The sequence below is a fragment of the Pelagerythrobacter marensis genome, from assembly GCF_036700095.1.
Lineage (GTDB): Bacteria > Pseudomonadota > Alphaproteobacteria > Sphingomonadales > Sphingomonadaceae > Pelagerythrobacter > Pelagerythrobacter marensis_A.
Genome location: NZ_CP144918.1, coordinates 1,415,470 through 1,436,189, shown reverse-complemented (window position 1 = coordinate 1,436,189; position 20,720 = coordinate 1,415,470). Strand labels below are relative to the sequence as shown.

Below are 20,720 nucleotides of genomic sequence, written 5' to 3'. Positions count from 1 at the left end.
AAAGAAAAGGGCCCCGGGAAACCGGGGCCCTTTTTTGTGGAGTGCGGGCGCCGTCGGAGCCCCCTACCCCACCACCATCTCCAACGCCCCATCCCCCTCGTCGACCTTCACCGTCGCGCCATCCGGCACTTCGCCCGCCAGGAGCTTCTCCGCCAGCGGGTCCTGCAGATAGCGCTGCACCGCGCGTTTCAGGGGCCTTGCGCCATAAACCGGATCGTAGCCCACGCGGCCCAGCCAGCGGCGGGCGGCGTCGGTCAGGTCGAGTTCGATCTTGCGGTCGGCGAGCAGCTTCTGCACGCGCGCGACCTGGATATCGACGATCGGCGCCATGTGTTCGGCCGCGAGGCGGTGGAAGAGGATGATCTCGTCCAGCCGGTTGAGGAATTCGGGGCGGAAGTGCCCGCGCACCACGTCCATCACCTGCGGCTCGACGCTTTCGACGCCCTGCCCGTCCTCGATCTGGGTGAGGAACTGGCTGCCGAGGTTGCTGGTGAGGATGATGAGCGTGTTGGAGAAGTCGACCACCCGGCCCTGCCCGTCGGTCAGGCGCCCGTCGTCGAGCACCTGGAGCAGGACGTTGAACACGTCGTTGTGCGCCTTCTCCACCTCGTCGAACAGCACGACCTGATAGGGCCGGCGCCGCACCGCCTCGGTCAGCACGCCGCCTTCCTCGTAGCCGACATAGCCCGGAGGGGCGCCAATCAGGCGGGCGACGGCGTGCTTTTCCATGAACTCGCTCATGTCGATCCGCACCAGCGCGTTGTCGTCGTCGAACAGGAACCCGGCCAGCGCCTTGGTCAGCTCGGTCTTGCCGACGCCCGTGGGGCCGAGGAAGAGGAAGCTGCCGAGCGGCCGGTTCGGGTCCTGCAGGCCGGCGCGCGCGCGGCGCACGGCCTTTGACACCGCCTGCACGGCCTGTTCCTGGCCGATCACCCGCTTGCCGAGGATCGATTCCATCTGGAGCAGCTTCTCGCGCTCGCCCTCCATCATCTTGTCGATCGGCACGCCGGTCCAGCGGCTGACGACCGAGGCGATGTCCTCCTCGGTCACTTCTTCGCGCAGCAGGGCATTCTCGGTATGGCCCTGGGCCTCGGCGAGCTGCTTTTCCAGCTCGGGAATGCGGCCGTAGGAAAGCTCGCCCGCTTTCGCCAGGTCGCCGGCGCGCTGCGCCTGCTCCAGCTCGATCCGCGCCTGGTCGAGTTCTTCCTTCAGCCGGCTTTCCGCGTGGATCTTGTCACGCTCGTTCTGCCAGCGCGCGGTCAGCTCGCCCGATTGCTGCTCGAGATTGGCCAGCTCCCCGCGCAGCGCCTCCAGCCGATCCTTCGAGGCCTGGTCGCTTTCCTTGCCCAGCGCCTGCTCCTCGATCTTGAGCTGGATGATCCGGCGGTCGAGCGCCTCGATCTCCTCGGGCTTGCTTTCCACTTCCATGCGGATGCGGCTCGCGGCCTCGTCCATCAGGTCGATCGCCTTGTCGGGCAGAAATCGGTTCTGGATGTAACGGTTGGAAAGCTGCGCCGCGGCGACGATCGCGCCGTCGGTGATGCGCACGCCGTGGTGCAGCTCGTACTTGTCCTTGATCCCGCGCAGGATCGAGATCGTGTCCTCCACCGTCGGCTCGTCGATATAGACGGGCTGGAAGCGCCGCTGGAGCGCCGGATCCTTCTCGATATACTTCTGGTATTCATCGAGCGTCGTGGCGCCGATGCAGTGCAGCTCGCCGCGGCTGAGCGCCGGCTTGAGAAGGTTGGACGCATCCATCGAGCCTTCGCTGGCGCCCGCGCCGATCAGCGTGTGCATCTCGTCGATGAACAGGATGATCTGCCCTTCGGCGCCCTTCACTTCGTCGAGCACGGCCTTCAGCCGTTCCTCGAACTCGCCGCGATACTTCGCGCCCGCGATCAGCGCGCCCATGTCGAGCGCCATCAGCGTGCGCCCCTTCAGGCTGTCGGGCACGTCGCCATTGGCGATGCGCAGCGCCAGCCCTTCGGCGATCGCGGTCTTGCCGGTGCCCGGCTCGCCGATCAGCGCGGGGTTGTTCTTGGTCCGGCGGGCGAGGATCTGCACGGTGCGGCGGATTTCCTCGTCGCGCCCGATCACGGGGTCGAGCTTGCCGTCGCGCGCGGCCTGCGTCAGGTCGCGCGCATACTTCTTCATCGCGTCGTAGCTTTCTTCCGCCCCGGCGCTGTCGGCGGTGCGGCCGCCGGTCACGTCCTGGATCGCGGCTTCCAGCCCCTTGGCATCCACATTGGCCGCCTTGAGCGCGCGGCCCGCGGCATTGTCGGTCGACAGCGCCAGCGCCTGAAGGATGCGCTGGACCGGCACGAAACTGTCGCCGGCTTTCGTCGCCAGCTGTTCCGCCTGGTCGAGCAGGCGAACCGCGTTGTTGTCGAGGCCCGGCGTCTGCTGCGCGCCCGATCCCGACACCGCCGGCACTTTCGCCAGCGCGGCATCGACCTCGTCGACCGCGAGCCGCGGATCGCCGCCCGCGCGCGCGATCAACTGCCAGGCCATGCCCTGGTTGTCCTCCAGCAAGGCCTTCAGCAGGTGCTCGGGGCTGATCCGCTGATGGTTCATGCGGATGGCAATGGTCTGCGCCGACTGGAGAAAACCCTTGGCGCGATCGGTGAATTTTTCGAGATTCATCGGTGATCCCTCATGCTGAATACCGGCCGGATATGGTGTTGCGCCTTTGCAACACAAGAACGTGCCGCGGGAAATTTTGCAAGACGGTTTGCGGGCTACGGGACAGTGTATAACCTATATGGTTCATTTTGTCAAGTGATTTTTCTGAAGAGGTGAAGCTGGCAATGCCTTGGCCGCGCTCACGAAGGCGCAGGGCGCCAAGGGCTTTGCGCGAGAGGGCACCTCTCCTCGTCCCGAGCCCCCGCGAAGGCGGGGGCCTCCGGCCGCTGGCGCTTCGCGTGTTTGAAAGCGGCGGGGCCGAGAAGCGCCGCAGACGGAGCGCCAGCGGCCTGAGGTCCCCGCCTTCGCGGGGACTCGGGGATGGCAGGGAGTCTGTGAGCGCAGCCCGCCCTAGGCGTCCCCGCTCGCGGCCGGCTCCAGCCCCGGCACGATCAGCGTGCGGCCGCCGCCGAAATCCTGCCGCACGACGACCAGGCCGAGCCGCTCCATATGCTCCAGCAGCCGGCGGATGCGGCCGGGCGAGTTCGAGCCGTAGACGCGCGCCAGCTCCTCGTCGTCCGGCGCCGAAAGCCCCTCGGCCGCGGCGGCGGCGATCGCCAGATAGGGGGCGAGCACGTCGTCGGGCACCGCCTCGGCCAGGGCGAGGATGCGGGCGCGCGCCGGATCGTCGAGCCGGTCCAGCCCGGCGCTGGCGATGGCGAAACGGCGACGGAACGCGGCCATGTCCGGCAGCGGGCCGACCAGCCGCTGCTTGCGGCAGCGGAGCAGGAAGCCCTGGAACAGCGCCGAGGCGGACTGGAACGTCGCCCCGTCCTCGCGCGCCATGGCCGCGATGATCGCGCCGATTTCCCCTTCGGCGTCGGCGGCAGGCGCGCTTTCGCCCGGATCGGCGGCGGGCGCCGCCTCGCGCGCGGCCATCGCTTCCACGAGCTGTTCGGGTGCGGGCGCCGGCGGCGGGGGCGATGCAGGCGGCGCGGGTTTCGCCGCCTCGTCCGCCAGGTCGCCGAGCAGGAGCGATTCCATCTCCTCCGGCGCGGCCTCGGGCAGCGGCATCAGCCCGTCCTTGCGCGCGGCGCCGCCCGATTTGACCGGGCCGATCTTCACTGCCAGCGGCCGGCGGCTGATCGCCGGGCCGAGCGCGAGGAAATGGCCGCGCTCCAGCTCGCGGATGCGCTCGGCCTGCCGCCGCTCCATTCCCAGCAGGTCCGCCGCGCGCACCATGTCGATATCGAGGAAGGTGCGCCCCATCAGGAAGTTTGACGCTTCGGCCGCGACATTCTTCGCCAGCTTCGCCAGGCGCTGCGTGGCGACGACGCCGGCCAGCCCGCGCTTGCGCCCGCGGCACATAAGGTTGGTCATCGCACCCAGGGTCATCCGCCGGGTATCCTCGGCGATCTCGCCCGCCACCGAAGGGGCGAACATCTGCGCTTCGTCGACCACGACCAGCGCCGGATACCAGTGTTCGCGCGGGGCATCGAACAGCGCGGTCAGGAACTGGGCGGCGCAGCGGATCTGCTGCTCCACCTCCAGCCCCTCCAGCGCGAGGACGACCGAGGCCCGGTGCGCGCGGATACGGCGCGCGAGCGCCTCGATCTCCGCCGGGGAATAGGCGGCCCCGTCGATCACGACATGGCCGAACGGTTCGGCGAGCGAGACGAAGTCCCCTTCCGGGTCGATCACGATCTGCTGCACCATCTGCGCGCTTTCTTCCAGCACGCGGCGCAGCAGGTGCGACTTGCCGCTGCCCGAATTGCCCTGAACGAGCAGGCGCGTGGCCAGCAGCTCCTCCACGTCGAATTCGACCGGCGCCCCGCCCGCATCGTGGCCTATGGTGATCTGCGCTTTCACGGCCTGCGGGGTAGCGGGCCGAATCCGCGCGCAGGAAGGGGCGGCGGCAAGTTATCCCGAGGGTATTTGCGTCCTTCGCGCACAGGGCACGGCGATCCGCGGCCCGCGTTCCCCCCGGTCCCCCGATCCATGCAGTTTGCCGATAAAAGCGTGGCGAATCGCGGCCCTGCGCCTAGGATCGCCGCAGTATTTTTGCGAATCGTTTCCCGGGGGAAAGCCATGAAATTCAAACTCGCCACCGTCAGCCTTGCCGCGCTCGCGCTTGCCGTCGGCACCACGGTCCAGGCCCGCGCCGCCGCCGATCCCGCAACCGACCCCGCAGCGGCGGCGGCCGCGGTCACCGGCGAGCCGGCCCCGGTATCCGAGCTGATCGAAAGCGTTTCGATCCCTTACGAACAGTTCCAGCTCGACAACGGGCTGACCGTGCTGGTGCACGAGGATCGCAAGGCGCCGGTGGTCGCCGTTTCGGTCTGGTATCGGGTCGGATCGAAGCACGAGCCGGAGGGGAAGACGGGCTTCGCCCACTTGTTCGAACATCTGATGTTCAACGGCAGCGAGAACGCGCCCGGCGATTTCTTCGAGCCGCTGCAAGAGGTCGGCGCGACCGATTTCAACGGCACGACCTGGTTCGACCGCACGAACTATTTCGAAACCGTGCCCACCGGCGCGCTCGACCGAGCGCTGATGCTGGAAAGCGACCGGATGGGCTACCTGCTCGGCGCGGTGACTCAGGAGAAGCTCGACAACCAGATCGGCGTGGTCCAGAACGAGAAGCGGCAGGGCGACAACCAGCCTTACGGCCTAGTCGAGTACGAGCAGCTCGAAAACCTCTATCCCTCCGGCCATCCCTACCACCATTCCACCATCGGTTCGATGGATGACCTGTCGGGCGCGACGCTGGAGGATGTGAAGAACTGGTTCCGCGACCATTACGGCCCCAACAATGCCGTGCTGGTCCTCGCCGGCGATATCGACACCGCGACCGCGCGCGAGAAAGTGACCAAGTGGTTCGGCGCGATCCCCGCCGGCCCCGCGATCGAACCGGTCAGCGCCCCGGTACCGACCCTGCCCGAACCGAAGGCGAAAACGATCTACGATCGCATCGCCAGCCCGCGGATCTATCGCATGTGGGCGGTGCCGGGGCTCGACAATCCCGAATACCTGCCCCTGTCGATGGGCGCGACCGTATTGGGCGGCCTCGCCAGCTCGCGGCTCGACAATGCGCTGGTGCGTGAAAAACAGCTGGCCGTTCGGGTAGCCGCAAGCGCGCAGATTTTCGAACAGGCCGGCCAGTTCGTGGTCTATGCCGATGCCAGGCCGGGGGTGGACCGGGACGAGCTGGCCGCCGCGCTGGACGAAGAAATCGCCCGCTTCCTTGCCGAAGGGCCGACCGCCGACGAGCTGCAGCGCGCCACGACGACTTATGCCGCCGGCCAGATCCGCGGGCTGGAACAGGTCGGCGGCTTCGGCGGCAAGGCGCCGACGCTGGCCCAGGGGCTGCTCTATTCGGACAATCCCGCCGAATACAAGAAAGTGCTCCAGACCGCCGCCGCGATGACGCCGGAGCGGGTTCGCGACGTGACCGCCAAGTGGCTGTCGCGGCCGGTCTTTGCCCTCACGGTGGAGCCGGGCGACCGGCAGGAAGGCGGCGAGCACCGCGGCGGCTTCTTCACCGGGGCAGACGCCGGGACCGACAGCGGGCTGGCCGGCCCTGCGTTCTATTCCGGTCCGTTCGCGATGCAAGGCGGTGCGCAGGCGGCAGAGGCCGACCGTTCCCGCCTTCCCGAAGTGGGCGAGCTGAAACCGCTCGACTTCCCCGATATCGAACGCGCGACGCTGTCGAACGGGATGGAAGTCTTCTTCGCCCGCCGCGACGCAGTGCCGACCGTCAGCGTGCGGGTGAATTTCGACGCGGGATATTCGGCCGATCCGAAAGACAAGCTGGGCATCCAGTCGCTGATGCTGTCGCTGATGGACGAGGGGACGGCGCGTCTCAATTCGACCGCGCTCGCCATTGCCAAGGAGCGGCTGGGCGCCAGTCTCTATGCCTCTGCCGATGCCGACACGACATCGATCGGGCTCGACGCGATGGCCCCCAATCTCGCCCCTTCGCTGGAGCTGATGGCCGAATATATCCGCCAGCCCGCGTTCGACGCGCAGGAGCTGGAACGTGTCCGCGCCCGGCAGCTGGCCCGGATCGAAAACGAGCTGAACAATCCCAGTGCGATCGCCCAGCGCGCGCTGGCGCCGGTCCTGTTCGGGGAGCGGCATCCTTACGGCATTCCGCCGTCGGGCACCGGCAGGGCCGAGGTGGTCGAAACGGTTGCGATCGGCGAGATTCGCGATTTCCACCGCACCTGGCTGCGCCCCGACAAGGCCCGGGTGTTCGTGGTCGGCGACACCTCGCTGGCCGAAGTCACGCAGCTGCTGGAGGCGAGCTTCGGCGACTGGCAGGCGCCGGCCGAACCGGCGCCGGAAAAGAACTTCGATACTCCGATCCCGCCCCAGCAATCGCGGGTGATCCTGATCGACCGGCCCAATTCGCCGCAGTCGGTAATCATGGCCGGGCGCGTGCTGGAGCATAAGGGGACCGACGACCTCGTCGTGCTCAACGCCGCGAACGAGGTGTTCGGCGGCAACTTCCTCAGCCGGATCAACATGAACCTGCGCGAGACAAAGGGCTGGTCCTACGGCGTGCGCAGCCTGGTGCGCCAGCCGCTCGACCGGTCGAGCTTCATGATCTACGCCCCGGTCCAGGCCGACCGCACGGCGGATTCGATCGTCGAACTGCGCAAGGACCTGGCCGCCTATACCGACGACAAGGGGGTGACCCCGGCCGAGCTGACCCGGCTGATCAACGGCAATGTGCGCGAATTGCCGGGCCGGTTCGAAACCTCGGGCGACGTGCTGGGCGGGATGGTGAACATCGTCACCTACGACCGGCCCGACGACTATTACGAAACGCTCGCCGCGAAATATTCCTCGCTCACCGCCCCCCAGCTCGATGCGGCGGCGCGCGCCGCGCTGCTGGGCGACGATCTCGTCTTCGTCGTCGTCGGGGATGCTTCGGTCGTCGAACCCCAGCTCGAAGGCATCGGCCTGCCGGTCGAAGTGCGGCGATCCGAATCGGGTTCGGGCGAATGAGCTTGTTGACATCGATGTAAGCGGAGGCGATTGCTAGGGCCGAACTTCAACCGAGGAGATGACAATGTCTGTTGGCGGAACTTACGACTGCGTAACCAAGACCCCGATGGGGGAGCAGAAGAGCACGTTCACCGTGGTCCCGAGCGACGACGGCACCACGTTCACCGGCCAGAATGCGGGCACGCTCGGCTCGATGGACGTGAAGGACGGCAAGATCGACGGCAACACGCTGACCTGGAAGATGGACATGACCGTGCCGATGCCGATGACGCTGGAAGGCAAGGCGACGGTCGAGGGCGACCAGCTCACCGGCACCGTCAACGCCGGCGCCTTCGGCGCCATGCCGATGACCGGCCAGCGCACGGGCTGATCGCACGATCAAAGTGTGGGCGCAGAACAGGCCCCGCGACCTCGCCGAGGTCGCGGGGCCATTCTTCTGCTCAAACGATCAAGGCTGCCTTTCGGCATCCTCCACGGCCATTTCGATCTGAGCTTCAGCTGTCGGTGCAGCCGCTGCAGCTTCGACGGCGTTCTTCGCCGCGAGCCCCTTCAAATCGATCGGCGTATCACGATCGTAGGCGAGCACCCCCTCGATCGGAGGCATCCGACCGATCATCACGCCGAGGAAGTTGTCGGTCTTCCCTGCCGCGCGCAAATCCGCAGGTGCAGCGCCAAACTCGGCCAATTCGGGAGGAACCGAATAGTCGACCGGCACGACTTCCGCCGCCAACTGCTCCACCGCAGGTGCGACCGAAGCCTGTCGGGCGGCATCCGCGTCGACCCAGCGAAATGCGAGGAAATCTCCGAGACTGGTAACCTGCCCCGCCGGCACATCGAACTGCACCGAGCCCATGCAATAACACACACCGGCGACCGGATTTCCGGGCGCGTAGGACACCGGACCCAGATAGGTGTAATTGCCGGGTTCGGTTTCGATGAGATAACTGAACCAGCGCTCTCCGCTTGCATTCTTACCCTTGTCGTAGATGTATTGTGGCCCGAAGCTCACGATAAGCCGCTGCTCGAGCGGACCGATCGAGAAATTCTGGGGGGTTGGCTCGATCGGTTTCGATCCGGCATTTCGGCCCGATTTGGCAACCCGCTCCCAGGTCTTGAGTTTGCGGGCATACTTCCTCTGCTCGTCCGCGAATTCTTCTTTCCACTCGGCTTCGTACAAGGAGATATCCTGCGCATCGGCGGTCTTGATGAAGACCCCCGCCGTGCGCGCGGGCCCCGTGATATAGATATAGGCTTTGGACGGATCGAGCTTCGCCTTGCCCGAATCGAGATGCTTTCTTTCGATCGCGCGACTCTCGACCTCCTGCGCCTGCCCGGCAGGGGCGAAAGCAATCGCAACGGTGCAGGCGGCGAGTATGGCAATTCGACGGATCATGGTTCGATGGCCTCCTGCTCCGGCTTGGGGCCCGAGGCGACGCGCGCCTGCATCAGGATTGCGCGTTCGCGATCTTCCGCGTTCTCGCGCGACAACCCTTCCTCGAAATTGAACTCCTGCCACAAATCCTTCTCGAGCCCGTAGCGGTCGTAACCCTTGTAATACATGCAGTTGCGCAAGTTCATGCGCCGTTGCTTGCGACGCTCGGCGGAACCGAAGATGGCATCGGCCATAAGCCCGCCGACAACACCCCCGATACCGCCGGCAAGGACGCCGTATTGCGCCATTGCTCCGGCGATCGCAGCGTCGTTCGCGGAGTAATAGCTAAGCCCGCTGCTCAGCGCATCGCATTCGGTGATATCGGCATAGGCTTCATCGAAGCTCGTATCTTCCCGGTGGAAGTAGAAATACTTCTCGTAATCGTCGGCAATGGCCGGCGTCTCCTCGAAGGCGAGGGCCGGCATCTGGACGGCTTCGATTTCTGCTTCGATAAATGCGCGCTGCGGCGGTTCGTTCTTGATGGCTTGCGCCTGCGCCATGCCGGCAAGCGGCAATAGCAGCAGAGCTGAGAAAAGCGTTCTCATCGCACCCCCCTGTTTAGACAACCCCGCACTCTTCTTAGATCATGAAGAAAAACTCGCAATCGGATATTGCGCCATTCCGGGGATTCACCCGAGCTTCGCCTTCAGCAACTGGTTCACCACCGCCGGGTTGGCCTTGCCCTGCATGGCCTTCATCGTCTGGCCGACGAAGAAGCCGAACAGCTTGTCTTTCCCGCCGCGGTATTCCTCCACCTTGTCGGCGTTTTTGGCGAGGATATCGTCGATCGCCGCCTCGATCGCGCCGGTGTCGCTGACCTGCTTCAGGCCTTCGCTCTCGGCGATCTCGCCCGGTTCGCGGCCGGTCTTGAGGACGATCTCGAAGATTTCCTTCGCCTGCCCGCCCGAGATTTCGCCGCGCGCCTGCATGGCAAGGATCGCGGCCTGGGCCTCTGCCGTGGCGTGCGCGGGGTTCGCCTCGTCGCCGAGCGCGTTCATCACCCCGGGGGCGACGGAAAGCGACCAGTTGGCGACCTGGGTCGCGACTTCGCTCTCGCTCTTGCCGATCCCCTTGGCGGTCGCGGCCAGCAGCGTTTCGAAACGCGCGAAAGTCTCCACTTCGGCCGTCAGTTCGCGGGCGTTGTACTCGCTCAGCCCCAGGTCCTCGACATAGCGGCGGCGCTTGGCATCGGGCAATTCGGGCAGGCTGGCGCGGCATTCGGCGAGGAAGTCCTCGTCCAGTTCCAGCGGCAGCAGGTCGGGATCGGGGAAATAGCGGTAATCGTGCGCGTCTTCCTTGCTGCGCATCGATCGCGTGGTGCCGCTGTTCGGATCGAACAGCCGGGTTTCCTGCACCACTGTGCCGCCATCTTCGATCAGGTCGACCTGGCGGCGCGCCTCGTGCTCGATCGCCTGCATGACGAAGCGCACCGAATTGACGTTCTTCGTCTCGGTGCGGGTGCCGAACTCCTCGCCCGGCCGGCGGACCGAAACGTTCACGTCGGCGCGCATCGAGCCTTCCTCCATGTTGCCGTCGCACGAACCGACATAGCGCAGGATCGTGCGCAGCTTGCGAAGATAGGCGCCCGCCTCGGCCGGGCTGCGCATATCGGGGCGGCTGACGATTTCCATCAGCGCCACGCCGCAGCGGTTAAGATCGACGTAGGACATCGTCGGGTGCTGGTCGTGCATCAGCTTGCCCGCGTCCTGCTCGACATGGATGCGCTCGATCCCGATCACCTTGTCTTCGGCAATGCCGGCTTTCTCGTCCGCTTCGATCAGCAACTGCCCCTCGCCCACCAGCGGGTGGTAGAGCTGCGAAATCTGGTAGCCCTGCGGCAGATCGGCATAGAAGTAGTTCTTGCGATCGAACCGGCTCCAGGCGTTGATCTGCGCCTCGATCGCCATGCCGGTGCGCACCGCCTGGCGGATGCACTCGCGATTGGGCACCGGCAGCATCCCCGGCATCGCCGCATCGATCAGGCTGACCTGCGTGTTCGGCTCGGCCCCGAAGGCGGTGGAGGCGCCGGAAAACAGCTTGGCGTTGGACGTGACCTGCGCATGAACTTCGAGGCCGATCACGACCTCCCACTCGCCCGTCGCGCCCTGGATGCGATACGTGCTCATCGTCTCGGCCCCCGTCACCACCACTTCTCCGGCCGGGCATCGAACCCGGCGCGCCGTTCGATCGCCAGGCCGGCGTCGAGCACGCCCTGCTCGTCGAACGGCTTGCCGACCAGTTGCAGGCCGAGCGGCAGACCGTCGCCGTTGAGCATGGCGGGCACGCTCATCGCCGGCAGACCGGCCAGGCTGGCGGGCACGGCGAAGACGTCGTTGAGATACATCGCCAGCGGATCGTCGGTCTTGTCGCCCAGCGGGAAGCTGGCGGTGGGCGTCGTCGGGGCCAGGATCACGTCGCATTCGGCCCAGGCCTGCTCGAAATCGCGTGCGATCAGAGTGCGGATCTTCTGCGCCTGATTGTAATAGGCATCGTAGAAGCCTGCCGAGAGCACGTAAGTGCCGATCAGGATGCGGCGTTTGACTTCGTCGCCGAAGCCCGCGGCGCGGGTCGCGGCATACATGTCCTGCAGCCCCGCACCCTTGCCCGCCGCGTCGACCGGCAATTCGCGAAGGCCGTAACGCACCCCGTCGTAACGCGCGAGGTTGCTGGAGGCTTCGGCCGGCGCGATGATGTAGTAAGCCGGCAGCGCATATTTCGTGTGCGGCAGCGAGATATCCACGATCTCCGCCCCCGCGTCGCGCAGCCATTCCTTGCCCCGTTCCCAGCTTTCCAGGATCTCGGGGTCGGTGCCCTCCATCCGGTACTCGCGGGGAATGCCGACTTTCCTGCCGCGCAAGTCGTCCGACAGGCTCGCCTCCCAGTCGGGCACCGGCAGGTCGAGGCTGGTCGCGTCCTTCGGATCGAAGCCGGCCATCGCGCCGAGCATGATCGCGCAATCTTCGACGCTGCGCGCCATCGGCCCGGCCTGGTCGAGGCTGGAGGCGAAGGCCACCACGCCCCAGCGGCTGCACCGGCCGTAAGTCGGCTTGATCCCGCAGATTCCGGTGAAGGCGGCGGGCTGACGGATCGAGCCGCCGGTGTCGGTCCCGGTCGCCGCCGCCGCGATACGGGCCGCGACCGCGGCCGAGGAACCGCCGGAGGAGCCGCCGGGCGCAAGGTCGGTGTCGCCGCCGTCCTTGCGCCGCCAGGGGCTGACCACGTTGCCGAAATGGCTCGTTTCGTTGGACGAGCCCATTGCGAACTGGTCGAGATTGAGCTTGCCCAACATGCCCGCGCCCGCGTTCCACAGGTTCTGCGACACCGTGCTTTCGTAACGGGGCACGAACCCTTCGAGGATGTGGCTCGCGGCGGTCGTGGGCACGCCTTCGGTGGCGAACAGGTCCTTCATCCCGATCGGCACGCCGGCCATCGGGCCGAGATCGCGGCCGGCGGCGCGGTCGGCATCGACGCGCTCGGCGGCTTCCATCGCCTTTTCGGGCGTCGCCACGATGAAGGCGTTGAGCGCGCCCGCCCCCGCGACCGCCGCGTTGAAGGCTTCCGCCACTTCGCGCGCGGTGAAATCGCCCGCGGCGACCCCGTCGCGGATCGCCTTGACGCCGAGTTCGGTAAAGTCGGTCATAGCGCCGAGCCCCAGCGAAGGCCGGGGCCTCGTGCCGCCAGCGCTCCGCACGATAGAGGGAGGCCCCAGCCTTCGCTGGGGCTCATGAGGGGGCTGGGGCTCATGAGGGGGCCGGGGCTCATGAGGGGGCCGGGGCTTGTGAACAGGGCCAGGCACATCATTCGATCACCTTCGGGACACCGAAAAAGCCGTGCTCCGCCGCAGGGGCATTGGCCAGCACGTCGTCGCGCCGGTTGCCGCCGGTCAGCGGATCGGCGTCGATCTCGTCGGCGCGCAGGCGCAAGGTGTTGGGGATGACGGCGGTCATCGGTTCGACCTGCGAAGTATCGACTTCGCCGAGCTGTTCGACCCAATCGAGAATCTGCGACAGCTCGGGCGCCATGCGCGCCAGTTCCTCGTCGCTCATCTCGATGCGGGCCAGCGAGGCGATTTTCGCCACGGTGGTCTGGTCGACGGACATGCGGATTGCCCTTCGTCTGGAAAGGATTGCGATACCCGGCGCTAGCAGCGCGCCGGGCGGCGTTCAAGCTGGCACTGGCGGACTGCCCGCGCTGCGGTCACTCGGCCGGTTGCGGCACGCCCTGGGCCCCGCCCTGCTGCTGCTGCATTTCCATCATCTGCTGCATCGCCTGCATCCGCTGCTGGAACTGCTCGAACGGCATGAAATCGAGCAGCTCGACCTCGAACACGAGGGCGCTGCCCGCGGGGATGGCGACTTCGCCGGTCATCGGATTGACCTTCTCCTCGTCGCCATAGGCTTTCTCGGCCGGGATCTCGATCAGGTACTTGCCGCCCTTCTGCATCTTCACCGCGCCTTCGCGGAACCCCTCGATCATCCCTTCGAGCGGGAGCGGCGTGGCCTGTCCTTCGTCGAACACCGTGCCGTCGGCCAGCTTGCCGGTATAATTGACCAGCACGACATCGTCCGCCGCCGGGTTCGCACCCTCGCCCGCCTCGATCACCTCGACCGAAACGCCCTGGGGCACCGCCGCCCAGGCCAGTCCGCCGGCGAGAAGGATCGCGACGAGGACGCCCAACCACAACTTTGTCAGGCTGCCCTTGGCGATGGGCTGGATCGGGACGCGGGTTACTTCGGTCATGCAAGGTTCCTGAACTGCGAAAGGGCGCGGGAATCGCTTCCCGCGCCCTGTAGGCTTATCGCTGCTGTGGGTTCAAGCGCGAAGCGCCGCCGCCGCCTGCGCGGGGGCGGCGCGCAGGGCCTTACTTGGCGCCGTCGCGCTCCGCCCGCTTGCGTTCCAGCTTGCGCGCGCGGCGCACGGCGGCGGCCTTCTCGCGCGCCCGCTTCTCGCTGGGCTTTTCGTAGTGGCGACGCAGCTTCATCTCGCGATACACCCCCTCGCGCTGCAGCTTCTTCTTGAGCGCGCGCAGGGCCTGGTCGACATTGTTATCGCGAACGATGATCTGCATGAATTCAAACACCTCACAGCAATGGCGCAGAGCCCGCACAGCGCGGGGGGATGCGCCTTTACGAATCAAACGAAAAACGCGCCGAATCCGTTCCGGACCGGCTCGAACCAGCGCGCACATAGGCAAATCGCGGCGAATTGGCAAGCCGCCACGCGAATATGCCTCGTTCTCGCCACCCGCCCCCGCGCCCTACCCCTCGTCGCGGCGAACTTGCGCGGGTGGGATGACGAACGGCGCATTGCCGTCTAAAGGCGGCGCATGACGAGCATTTCACCGATTGCGGCCAGCCTCTACGTCTTTGCCGGGGGCGGGGCCGGGGCCGTCCTGCGTTACCAGGTCGGGCGGCTGCTGACCCACCTGCTCGGCCCGCAGGCGGTGACCGCCTTTCCCTGGGCGACGCTGGCGGTCAATGTCGTCGGCAGCTGTGCGATGGGCCTGCTTGCCGGATGGCTGGCGCGCCACGGTGCCGGCGGCGGCGAACAGTGGCGCCTGCTCGCCGGCGTCGGCCTGCTGGGCGGGTTCACGACGTTTTCCGCCTTCAGCCTCGAACTCATGCTGTTGATCGAGCGCGGCCAGCCCTGGCTCGCCGCCAGCTATGCGCTCGTTTCGGTCCTCGCCGGGCTGAGCGCGCTCTATATCGGCCTTATCGCCATGCGGATCGCGGCATGAGCGTGCCCGCCGGCCCCGATCCGCACAAAGTCCGCCAGTTCGCGGTCGAACCCGACGACGACGGCATTCGGCTGGACCGGTGGTTCAAGCGTCACCTGCCCCAGATCGGCTTTGCCACGATCTCCAAATGGGCGCGCACCGGGCAGATCCGCGTCGACGGCGGGCGCGCCAAGCCGGAGGATCGCCTGGCGGCCGGCCAGACCGTGCGCGTGCCCCCGGGGGGCGAGGCGCCGCATCGCAAGCCGCGCGCAAAGCGCGCCCTGACCGACGCGGAGATCGCGGAAGCGAAAGCGATGGTCATCGCCGAGACCAAGACCGCGATCGTGCTCAACAAGCCCCCGGGCCTTGCGACGCAGGGCGGCAGCAAGACCCATCGCCACGTCGACGGGCTGCTCGACGCCTTCGCGCCGGGCGAGGACGACCCGCGCCCGCGCCTGGTCCACCGGCTGGACAAGGACACCAGCGGCGTGCTGCTGGTCGCGCGCACCCCGGGCAGCGCGGCCGCCTATTCCAAGCGCTTCGCCGGGCGCAGCGCGAAGAAAGTCTACTGGGCGCTGGTGGTCGGCGTTCCCGATGTGGCGGAAGGGACGATCGATGCCCCCCTGGCGAAGCAGCCGGGCACCGGCGGCGAGAAGATGCATGTCGATCACGAGGGCGGCCAGCGCGCCGTGACCCGCTATCGCGTGGTCGACCGCGCGGGCAAGAAAGCCGCCTGGGTGGAGCTGGAGCCGCTGACCGGGCGCACGCATCAGCTGCGCGTCCATATGGCGGCGATCGGGCACCCGATCGTGGGCGACGGCAAGTACGGGGGGCAGGACGCATTCCTGACCGGCAGCGTCAGCCGCAAGATGCACCTCCACGCGCGCCGCCTGATTATCGAACAGCCGGGCAGCGCGGGGAAAACGGGCGGCAAGCTGGACGTGACCGCGGACCTGCCCGAACACTTCGCCGCCAGCATGGAGCAACTGGGGTTCGACCTTGCCTTGAGCGAGGCGGAGCCGCTGCGCGAATCCCCGCCCGAACGCTCGCGCGCGGAAAAGAAGCAGGCCGCGCGCCAACATGCCAAGCAATATCGCAAGGGGCGGCGCGGCGAACGGCGCCAGCGCGGCGCAATGCCCGCGAAGGCGAAAGGGCCGGGCGGGCCGAAAGGCAGGCGCAAATGACCGTTCGCCTGGCGGTTTTCGATTGCGACGGCACGCTGGTCGACGGGCAGGCGCCGATCTGCACCTCGATGGAAACGGCCTTCGCCAGCGCCGGCCTGCCTGCGCCCGCCCGGCACGACGTGCGCCGGATCGTGGGGCTGAGCCTGCCGCAGGCCGTGCGCCTGCTGGCGCCCGATGCGGAGGAACAACGCCAGCGCCATGCGGTGGAGGCATACAAGGAAGCGTTCCGCGCCTGCCGCCTCGACGGTACGCTGGAAGAGCCGCTGTTCGACGGGATTGCCGAAGCGATCGCCGGGCTGGCGGCGCGCGGATGGACGCTGGGCGTCGCAACGGGCAAGTCCGACCGCGGGCTGGCAAGCTGCCTCGCCGCGCACGGCCTGACCGAGCGCTTCGTCACCCTGCAAACCGCCGACCGGCACCCGTCCAAGCCCCATCCCGCCATGCTGGAAGCGGCGCTGTTCGAAGCCGGCGCGCTGGCCGGCGATGCCGTGATGATCGGCGACACCACGTTCGACATGGAAATGGCGCGCGCGGCCGGCGTGCGCGCGATCGGCGTCGCCTGGGGCTATCACACCGAAGACGAACTGCGCGAAGCGGGGGCGGCGCACGTCGCCTCCAGCCCCGCCGAACTGGGAGACCTGTTGCCATGACCGATCCCGCCATGGGGCGCCATTTCGCGATCGTCGCGATCCGCTTTACCGGCATCGCGTTCATCCTGCTCGGCATTCTCGCGGTGCGCGGCGCGATCGATCTGGCCGAAGGGGTCGGTTATGTCCTGATCGCCGTCGGGCTGGTCGAAGTGTTCGTCGTGCCGCTGTTCATGGCCCGGCGCTGGCGGACGCCAAAGGAATGAAGCGCTTCTATCGCGACGTTTCGGTCGCGCCGCACGATGACGGCTGGCGCGTCGCGCTGGACGGGCGCCCGATCAGGACCGCGCTCGGCGCGCCGCAAGTCGTGCCCACGTGGGCGCTGGCCGACGCCCTGGCCGCCGAATGGGCGCGACAGGGGGAAACGGTCGACCCGTCCGATTTCGTCCTGCGCGATCTGGCCGACTATGCGATCGACGTGATCCGCCCCGATCGCGACGCCGCCATCGCCGGCATCCTGGCTTTCGCGGAGACCGACACGCTCTGCTATCGCGCCGACCCCGACGAGCCGCTCTATCGCCGCCAGCACGAGCTGTGGGAGCCGCTGGTCGCCGCGCTGGAGGCGCGCGAGGGGGTACGGCTGGAACGGGTCAGCGGGGTTATCCACCGGCCGCAGCCCCCCGCCACCCTCGCCACCCTGCGCGCCCGGCTGGAGAGTGCGGACGACTTCACGCTCGCCGGGGTCCAGGCCATGGCCTCGCTCGCCGCCTCGCTCTGCGTGGCGCTGGCCGCGCTGCACGACGATGCCGATCCGCAGGCGCTGTGGAACGCGGCGAACGTGGAGGAGGACTGGCAAGCCGAGCTATGGGGCCGCGACGAAGAGGCCGCCACGCGCCGCGAACGGCGCCGCGCGCGGTTCATGACGGCCAGCGAATTCACGAAGCTGGCGCAGCGCTCCGACCTGTCCTGACCGCACCCCGCGCGGCGCAGGGCTCGGCACGACCGGCCTTCGCTCCGGCTCCGTGCTTCGGCGAGCGTCTCGCGCGCCTCGCCACGCCGGCACGAAAAAACCATTTTCCTACAGGCCCCCGGTTGTGCCACCAGACCGGCATGAACGCCCTGCCCCGCCCTTCCGGTCGCATCGCCCCGCCCGCCCGACGGCCCCGCCCCGCGGGCCGCCGGGCGGACGCGGCCCGGCCGAAAGTCACACCCGGGTGCGACCCCGGGCGCGGAAGGTCACAGCGGGGCGGCGCGCACACCGCGCCGGGCCGAGGGGACAAGGGCGAAAGTCACAGCGCACAACAGACCCTTCGAGTGTCAACCATGCCGCTCGGTTTCGCTTGCCTTTTTCGGCTATCTGGCTTAGGCGCCCGCCCGTTCGACGGACGCATGGGTCCGGTCGGAGGCAGGCTTCCTTTGGCATTGCCGGTCACATTCGCGCGGTTCGACCGCCCGGCCTGCATTTCCCGCCCCTCCCCCTCCCCGCGCATTCGAAGAACCTCCGCCACGGCATCCGGCCCGGCGGAGAGTCTGGCCACAAGACCGGCGGACCCAACCGCCTGGCCGGAAAAAACGTGAATTAGGAAACTTCAACTCATGGCAACTTCCGCCAATCCCACACGCGCCGATTTCGAGGCGCTGCTCAACGAACAGCTCGGCGGTGCGGGCGACGAAGGCTTCGAAGGCCGCGTCGTCAAGGGTACCGTCACCGCGATCGAAAACGGCATGGCCGTTGTCGACGTCGGCCTGAAGAGCGAAGGCCGCATCAACCTCAAGGAATTCATGCGTGTCGACGACGAGCACGGGCTCGAAGTCGGCAGCGAAGTCGAAGTCTACGTCGACCGGGTCGAGAACGCCGAAGGCGAGGCGATGCTCAGCCGCGATCGCGCCCGCCGCGAGGCCGCGTGGGACAAGCTGGAAAGCGAATTCGGCGAAGGCAAGCGCGTCGAAGGCCGCATCTTCGGCCGCGTCAAGGGCGGCTTCACCGTCGACCTCGACGGCGCCGTGGCCTTCCTGCCCGGCAGCCAGGTCGACATCCGCCCGGTGCGCGACGTCACCCCGCTGATGGACATGCCGCAGCCGTTCCAGATCCTGAAGATGGACCGCCGCCGCGGCAACATCGTCGTCAGCCGCCGCGCGGTGCTCGAAGAAACCCGCGCCGAACAGCGCAGCGAGCTGATCGACAAGCTGTCCGAAGGCCAGGTGATCGACGGCGTGGTCAAGAACATCACCGACTACGGCGCTTTCGTCGACCTCGGCGGGATCGACGGCCTGCTCCACGTCACCGACATGAGCTACAAGCGGGTCAACCACCCGAGCGAGATCATCGAGATCGGCCAGACGGTGACCGTGCAGATCATCCGCATCAACGAGGAAACCCAGCGCATCAGCCTGGGCATGAAGCAGCTCGAAAGCGATCCGTGGGAAGGCGTCGGCGCCAAGTACCCGGTCGGCGCAAAGCTGACCGGCACCGTCACCAACATCACCGAATACGGCGCCTTCGTGGAACTGGAACCGGGCATCGAGGGCCTGGTCCACGTTTCCGAAATGAGCTGGACCAAGAAGAACGTCCATCCGGGCAAGATCGTTTCGACCTCGCAGGAAGTCGAAGTCATGGTGCTCGAAGTCGACAGCGAGAAGCGCCGCATCTCGCTCGGCCTCAAGCAGGCCCAGCGCAATCCGTGGGAAGAGTTCGCGGAGAAGCACCCGATCGGGTCCAAGGTTTCGGGCGAAGTCAAGAACGCGACCGAATTCGGCCTCTTCGTCGGCCTCGACGGCGACGTGGACGGCATGGTCCACATGTCCGACATCGCCTGGGGCATTTCGGGCGAAGACGCGCTGGCGCTGCACCGCAAGGGTGAGCAGGTCGAGGCCGTCGTGCTCGACGTCGATGTCGACAAGGAACGCATCAGCCTGGGCATGAAGCAGCTCGAAAAGGGCGCGCCGAGCGAAGGCGCCGCTTCGGGCAGCCTGCGCAAGGGCGAAACCGTCACCGTCACCGTGCTCGAAGTGCGCGACGGCGGGCTGGAGGTCCAGGTCGGCGAAGACGGCGCGACCGGCTTCATCAAGCGCTCCGACCTCGGCCGCGACCGCGACGAGCAGCGCCCCGACCGCTTCCAGCCCGGCCAGAAGGTCGACGCGCTGGTCGCCGGCTTCGACCGTTCGAAGAAGCCGAACTTTTCGATCAAGGCGCGCCAGATCGCCGAAGAGAAGGAAGCCGTGGCCCAGTTCGGTTCGTCCGACAGCGGCGCGTCGCTCGGCGACATCCTCGGCGAAGCGCTGAAGAAGAAAGACTGACCCTGCCGCATGTCCCCGCGACGGCGGGGACACGAGGCGACAGGAAGGCCCGTCTGCCACCCGGCAGGCGGGCCTTTCCTACAGGGGCGGGGACGCGTAGGATGCGGGCCATGTTCGAAGTTCACCAGTTCCCCTGTCTCGACGACAACTACGGCTATCTGCTGCACGACCCGGACAGCGGCGAAACCGCCTGCATCGACACTCCCGACGGCGCCGAATACATGCGCCAGGCGGACGCGAAAGGCTGGCGGATCACGCAGATCTGGAACACGCACTGGCATCCCGACCATGCCGGCGGGAACCGGGCCATCGTGGACGCGACCGGGGCCACGGTCGTCGCCCCGCGCGAAGTCGAGAAACTCGCCCCGATCGACCGCGTGGTCGCCCACGGGGACCGCGTGACGCTGGGCACGCACGAGGCGCGCGTGATCGACGTCGGCGGGCATACCGAGGGGCACATTGCCTACCATTTCGCGGACGCGGGGATGGCTTTCGTCGGCGACAGCGTCTTCGCGCTCGGCTGCGGCCGGATGTTCGAGGGGACGCCGGAACAGTTCTGGGCCAGTCTCGAGCGGATCAGGGACCTGCCAAGCAAAACGACGCTCTACTGCGCCCACGAATATACCCAGGCCAACGCCCGCTTCGCGCTCCACGCAGACCCGGACAACGCCGCGCTGCGCCGCTATGCCGAGGAAATCGACGCGCGCCGTGCGCGCGGCGAGCCGACCGTGCCGATGCCGCTCTCGCGCGAGCTGGAGACCAACCCCTTCCTGCGCGCCGACGACGCGGCGCTGCGCGAACGCTGGGGCGGCGGCGCCCCGCACGAAACCTTCGCCGCGCTGCGGGCGGCCAAGGACAGCTTCTGAGCC

At 67.4% G+C, this 20,720-nt stretch carries 17 protein-coding genes; 9 read left to right on the top strand and 8 right to left on the bottom strand.

Translation table 11 applies throughout. The annotated features are described in order from the left end of the window. Positions 1 to 63: 63 nt before the first annotated feature. On the bottom strand, positions 64 to 2,643 hold the full coding sequence (clpB, locus tag V5F89_RS06695) for an ATP-dependent chaperone ClpB (RefSeq protein ID WP_338447463.1): 2,580 nt from the start codon (positions 2,641 to 2,643) through the stop codon (positions 64 to 66). Positions 2,644 to 3,033: 390 nt separating this feature from the next. After that, entirely contained in the window at positions 3,034 to 4,491 is a 1,458-nt protein-coding gene (locus tag V5F89_RS06690) for an ATP-binding protein (protein ID WP_338447462.1), read from the bottom strand. Positions 4,492 to 4,710: 219 nt separating this feature from the next. On the opposite strand from V5F89_RS06690, the gene V5F89_RS06685 reads away from it, so the two are divergent. Then, positions 4,711 to 7,635, top strand: a complete 2,925-nt coding sequence (locus V5F89_RS06685; protein WP_338447461.1) for a pitrilysin family protein — start codon at positions 4,711 to 4,713, stop codon at positions 7,633 to 7,635. 64 nt (positions 7,636 to 7,699) lie between these two features. After that, on the top strand, positions 7,700 to 8,005 hold the full coding sequence (locus V5F89_RS06680; protein ID WP_160733839.1) for a hypothetical protein: 306 nt from the start codon (positions 7,700 to 7,702) through the stop codon (positions 8,003 to 8,005). Positions 8,006 to 8,083: 78 nt separating this feature from the next. Here V5F89_RS06680 and V5F89_RS06675 read toward each other — a convergent pair whose 3' ends face one another. From V5F89_RS06675 to rpsU, 6 genes are all read right to left on the bottom strand, one after another. Then, positions 8,084 to 9,151, bottom strand: a complete 1,068-nt coding sequence (locus tag V5F89_RS06675; RefSeq protein WP_338447460.1) for a hypothetical protein — start codon at positions 9,149 to 9,151, stop codon at positions 8,084 to 8,086. Positions 9,152 to 9,696: 545 nt separating this feature from the next. Continuing rightward, positions 9,697 to 11,193, bottom strand: a complete 1,497-nt coding sequence (gene gatB, locus V5F89_RS06670) for an Asp-tRNA(Asn)/Glu-tRNA(Gln) amidotransferase subunit GatB (protein ID WP_338447459.1) — start codon at positions 11,191 to 11,193, stop codon at positions 9,697 to 9,699. 14 nt (positions 11,194 to 11,207) lie between these two features. Next, the gene (gene gatA, locus V5F89_RS06665; RefSeq protein WP_338447458.1) at positions 11,208 to 12,707 is read right to left on the bottom strand and encodes an Asp-tRNA(Asn)/Glu-tRNA(Gln) amidotransferase subunit GatA; all 1,500 of its coding nucleotides are present in this window, start codon (positions 12,705 to 12,707) and stop codon (positions 11,208 to 11,210) included. 157 nt (positions 12,708 to 12,864) lie between these two features. Next, entirely contained in the window at positions 12,865 to 13,167 is a 303-nt protein-coding gene (gene gatC, locus V5F89_RS06660) for an Asp-tRNA(Asn)/Glu-tRNA(Gln) amidotransferase subunit GatC (protein ID WP_338447457.1), read from the bottom strand. 97 nt (positions 13,168 to 13,264) lie between these two features. After that, positions 13,265 to 13,807 carry an FKBP-type peptidyl-prolyl cis-trans isomerase gene (locus V5F89_RS06655; protein WP_338447456.1) on the bottom strand — a complete coding sequence of 181 codons (543 nt, stop codon included), beginning with the start codon at positions 13,805 to 13,807 and terminating at the stop codon, positions 13,265 to 13,267. A gap of 121 nt (positions 13,808 to 13,928) precedes the next feature. After that, a complete protein-coding gene (gene rpsU, locus V5F89_RS06650; protein WP_047807610.1) occupies positions 13,929 to 14,135 on the bottom strand; it encodes a 30S ribosomal protein S21 in 207 nt (68 codons plus the stop codon). Between the two features lie 258 nt (positions 14,136 to 14,393). Between rpsU and crcB the strand changes: the two genes are divergently transcribed. The 7 genes from crcB (at position 14,394) to gloB (ending at position 20,717) form a co-directional block, all read left to right on the top strand. Next, entirely contained in the window at positions 14,394 to 14,804 is a 411-nt protein-coding gene (crcB, locus tag V5F89_RS06645) for a fluoride efflux transporter CrcB (protein ID WP_338447455.1), read from the top strand. Beyond that, positions 14,801 to 15,967, top strand: coding sequence for an RluA family pseudouridine synthase (locus tag V5F89_RS06640; protein ID WP_338447454.1), 1,167 nt, complete (start codon positions 14,801 to 14,803; stop codon positions 15,965 to 15,967). The genes crcB and V5F89_RS06640 overlap by 4 nt, the downstream gene beginning before the upstream one ends. Further along, positions 15,964 to 16,617, top strand: a complete 654-nt coding sequence (locus tag V5F89_RS06635; RefSeq protein ID WP_338447453.1) for an HAD-IA family hydrolase — start codon at positions 15,964 to 15,966, stop codon at positions 16,615 to 16,617. Before V5F89_RS06640 ends, V5F89_RS06635 begins: the two co-directional genes overlap by 4 nt. Beyond that, entirely contained in the window at positions 16,614 to 16,820 is a 207-nt protein-coding gene (locus V5F89_RS06630) for a hypothetical protein (protein WP_338447452.1), read from the top strand. The genes V5F89_RS06635 and V5F89_RS06630 overlap by 4 nt, the downstream gene beginning before the upstream one ends. Further along, positions 16,817 to 17,524: an ATP12 family chaperone protein gene (locus V5F89_RS06625; protein WP_338447451.1), complete on the top strand. Its 708-nt coding sequence runs from the start codon at positions 16,817 to 16,819 to the stop codon at positions 17,522 to 17,524. The genes V5F89_RS06630 and V5F89_RS06625 overlap by 4 nt, the downstream gene beginning before the upstream one ends. A gap of 626 nt (positions 17,525 to 18,150) precedes the next feature. Beyond that, on the top strand, positions 18,151 to 19,851 hold the full coding sequence (gene rpsA, locus V5F89_RS06620) for a 30S ribosomal protein S1 (protein ID WP_338447450.1): 1,701 nt from the start codon (positions 18,151 to 18,153) through the stop codon (positions 19,849 to 19,851). Positions 19,852 to 19,961: 110 nt separating this feature from the next. Beyond that, positions 19,962 to 20,717, top strand: coding sequence for a hydroxyacylglutathione hydrolase (gloB, locus tag V5F89_RS06615; RefSeq protein ID WP_338447449.1), 756 nt, complete (start codon positions 19,962 to 19,964; stop codon positions 20,715 to 20,717). Positions 20,718 to 20,720: the final 3 nt, after the last annotated feature.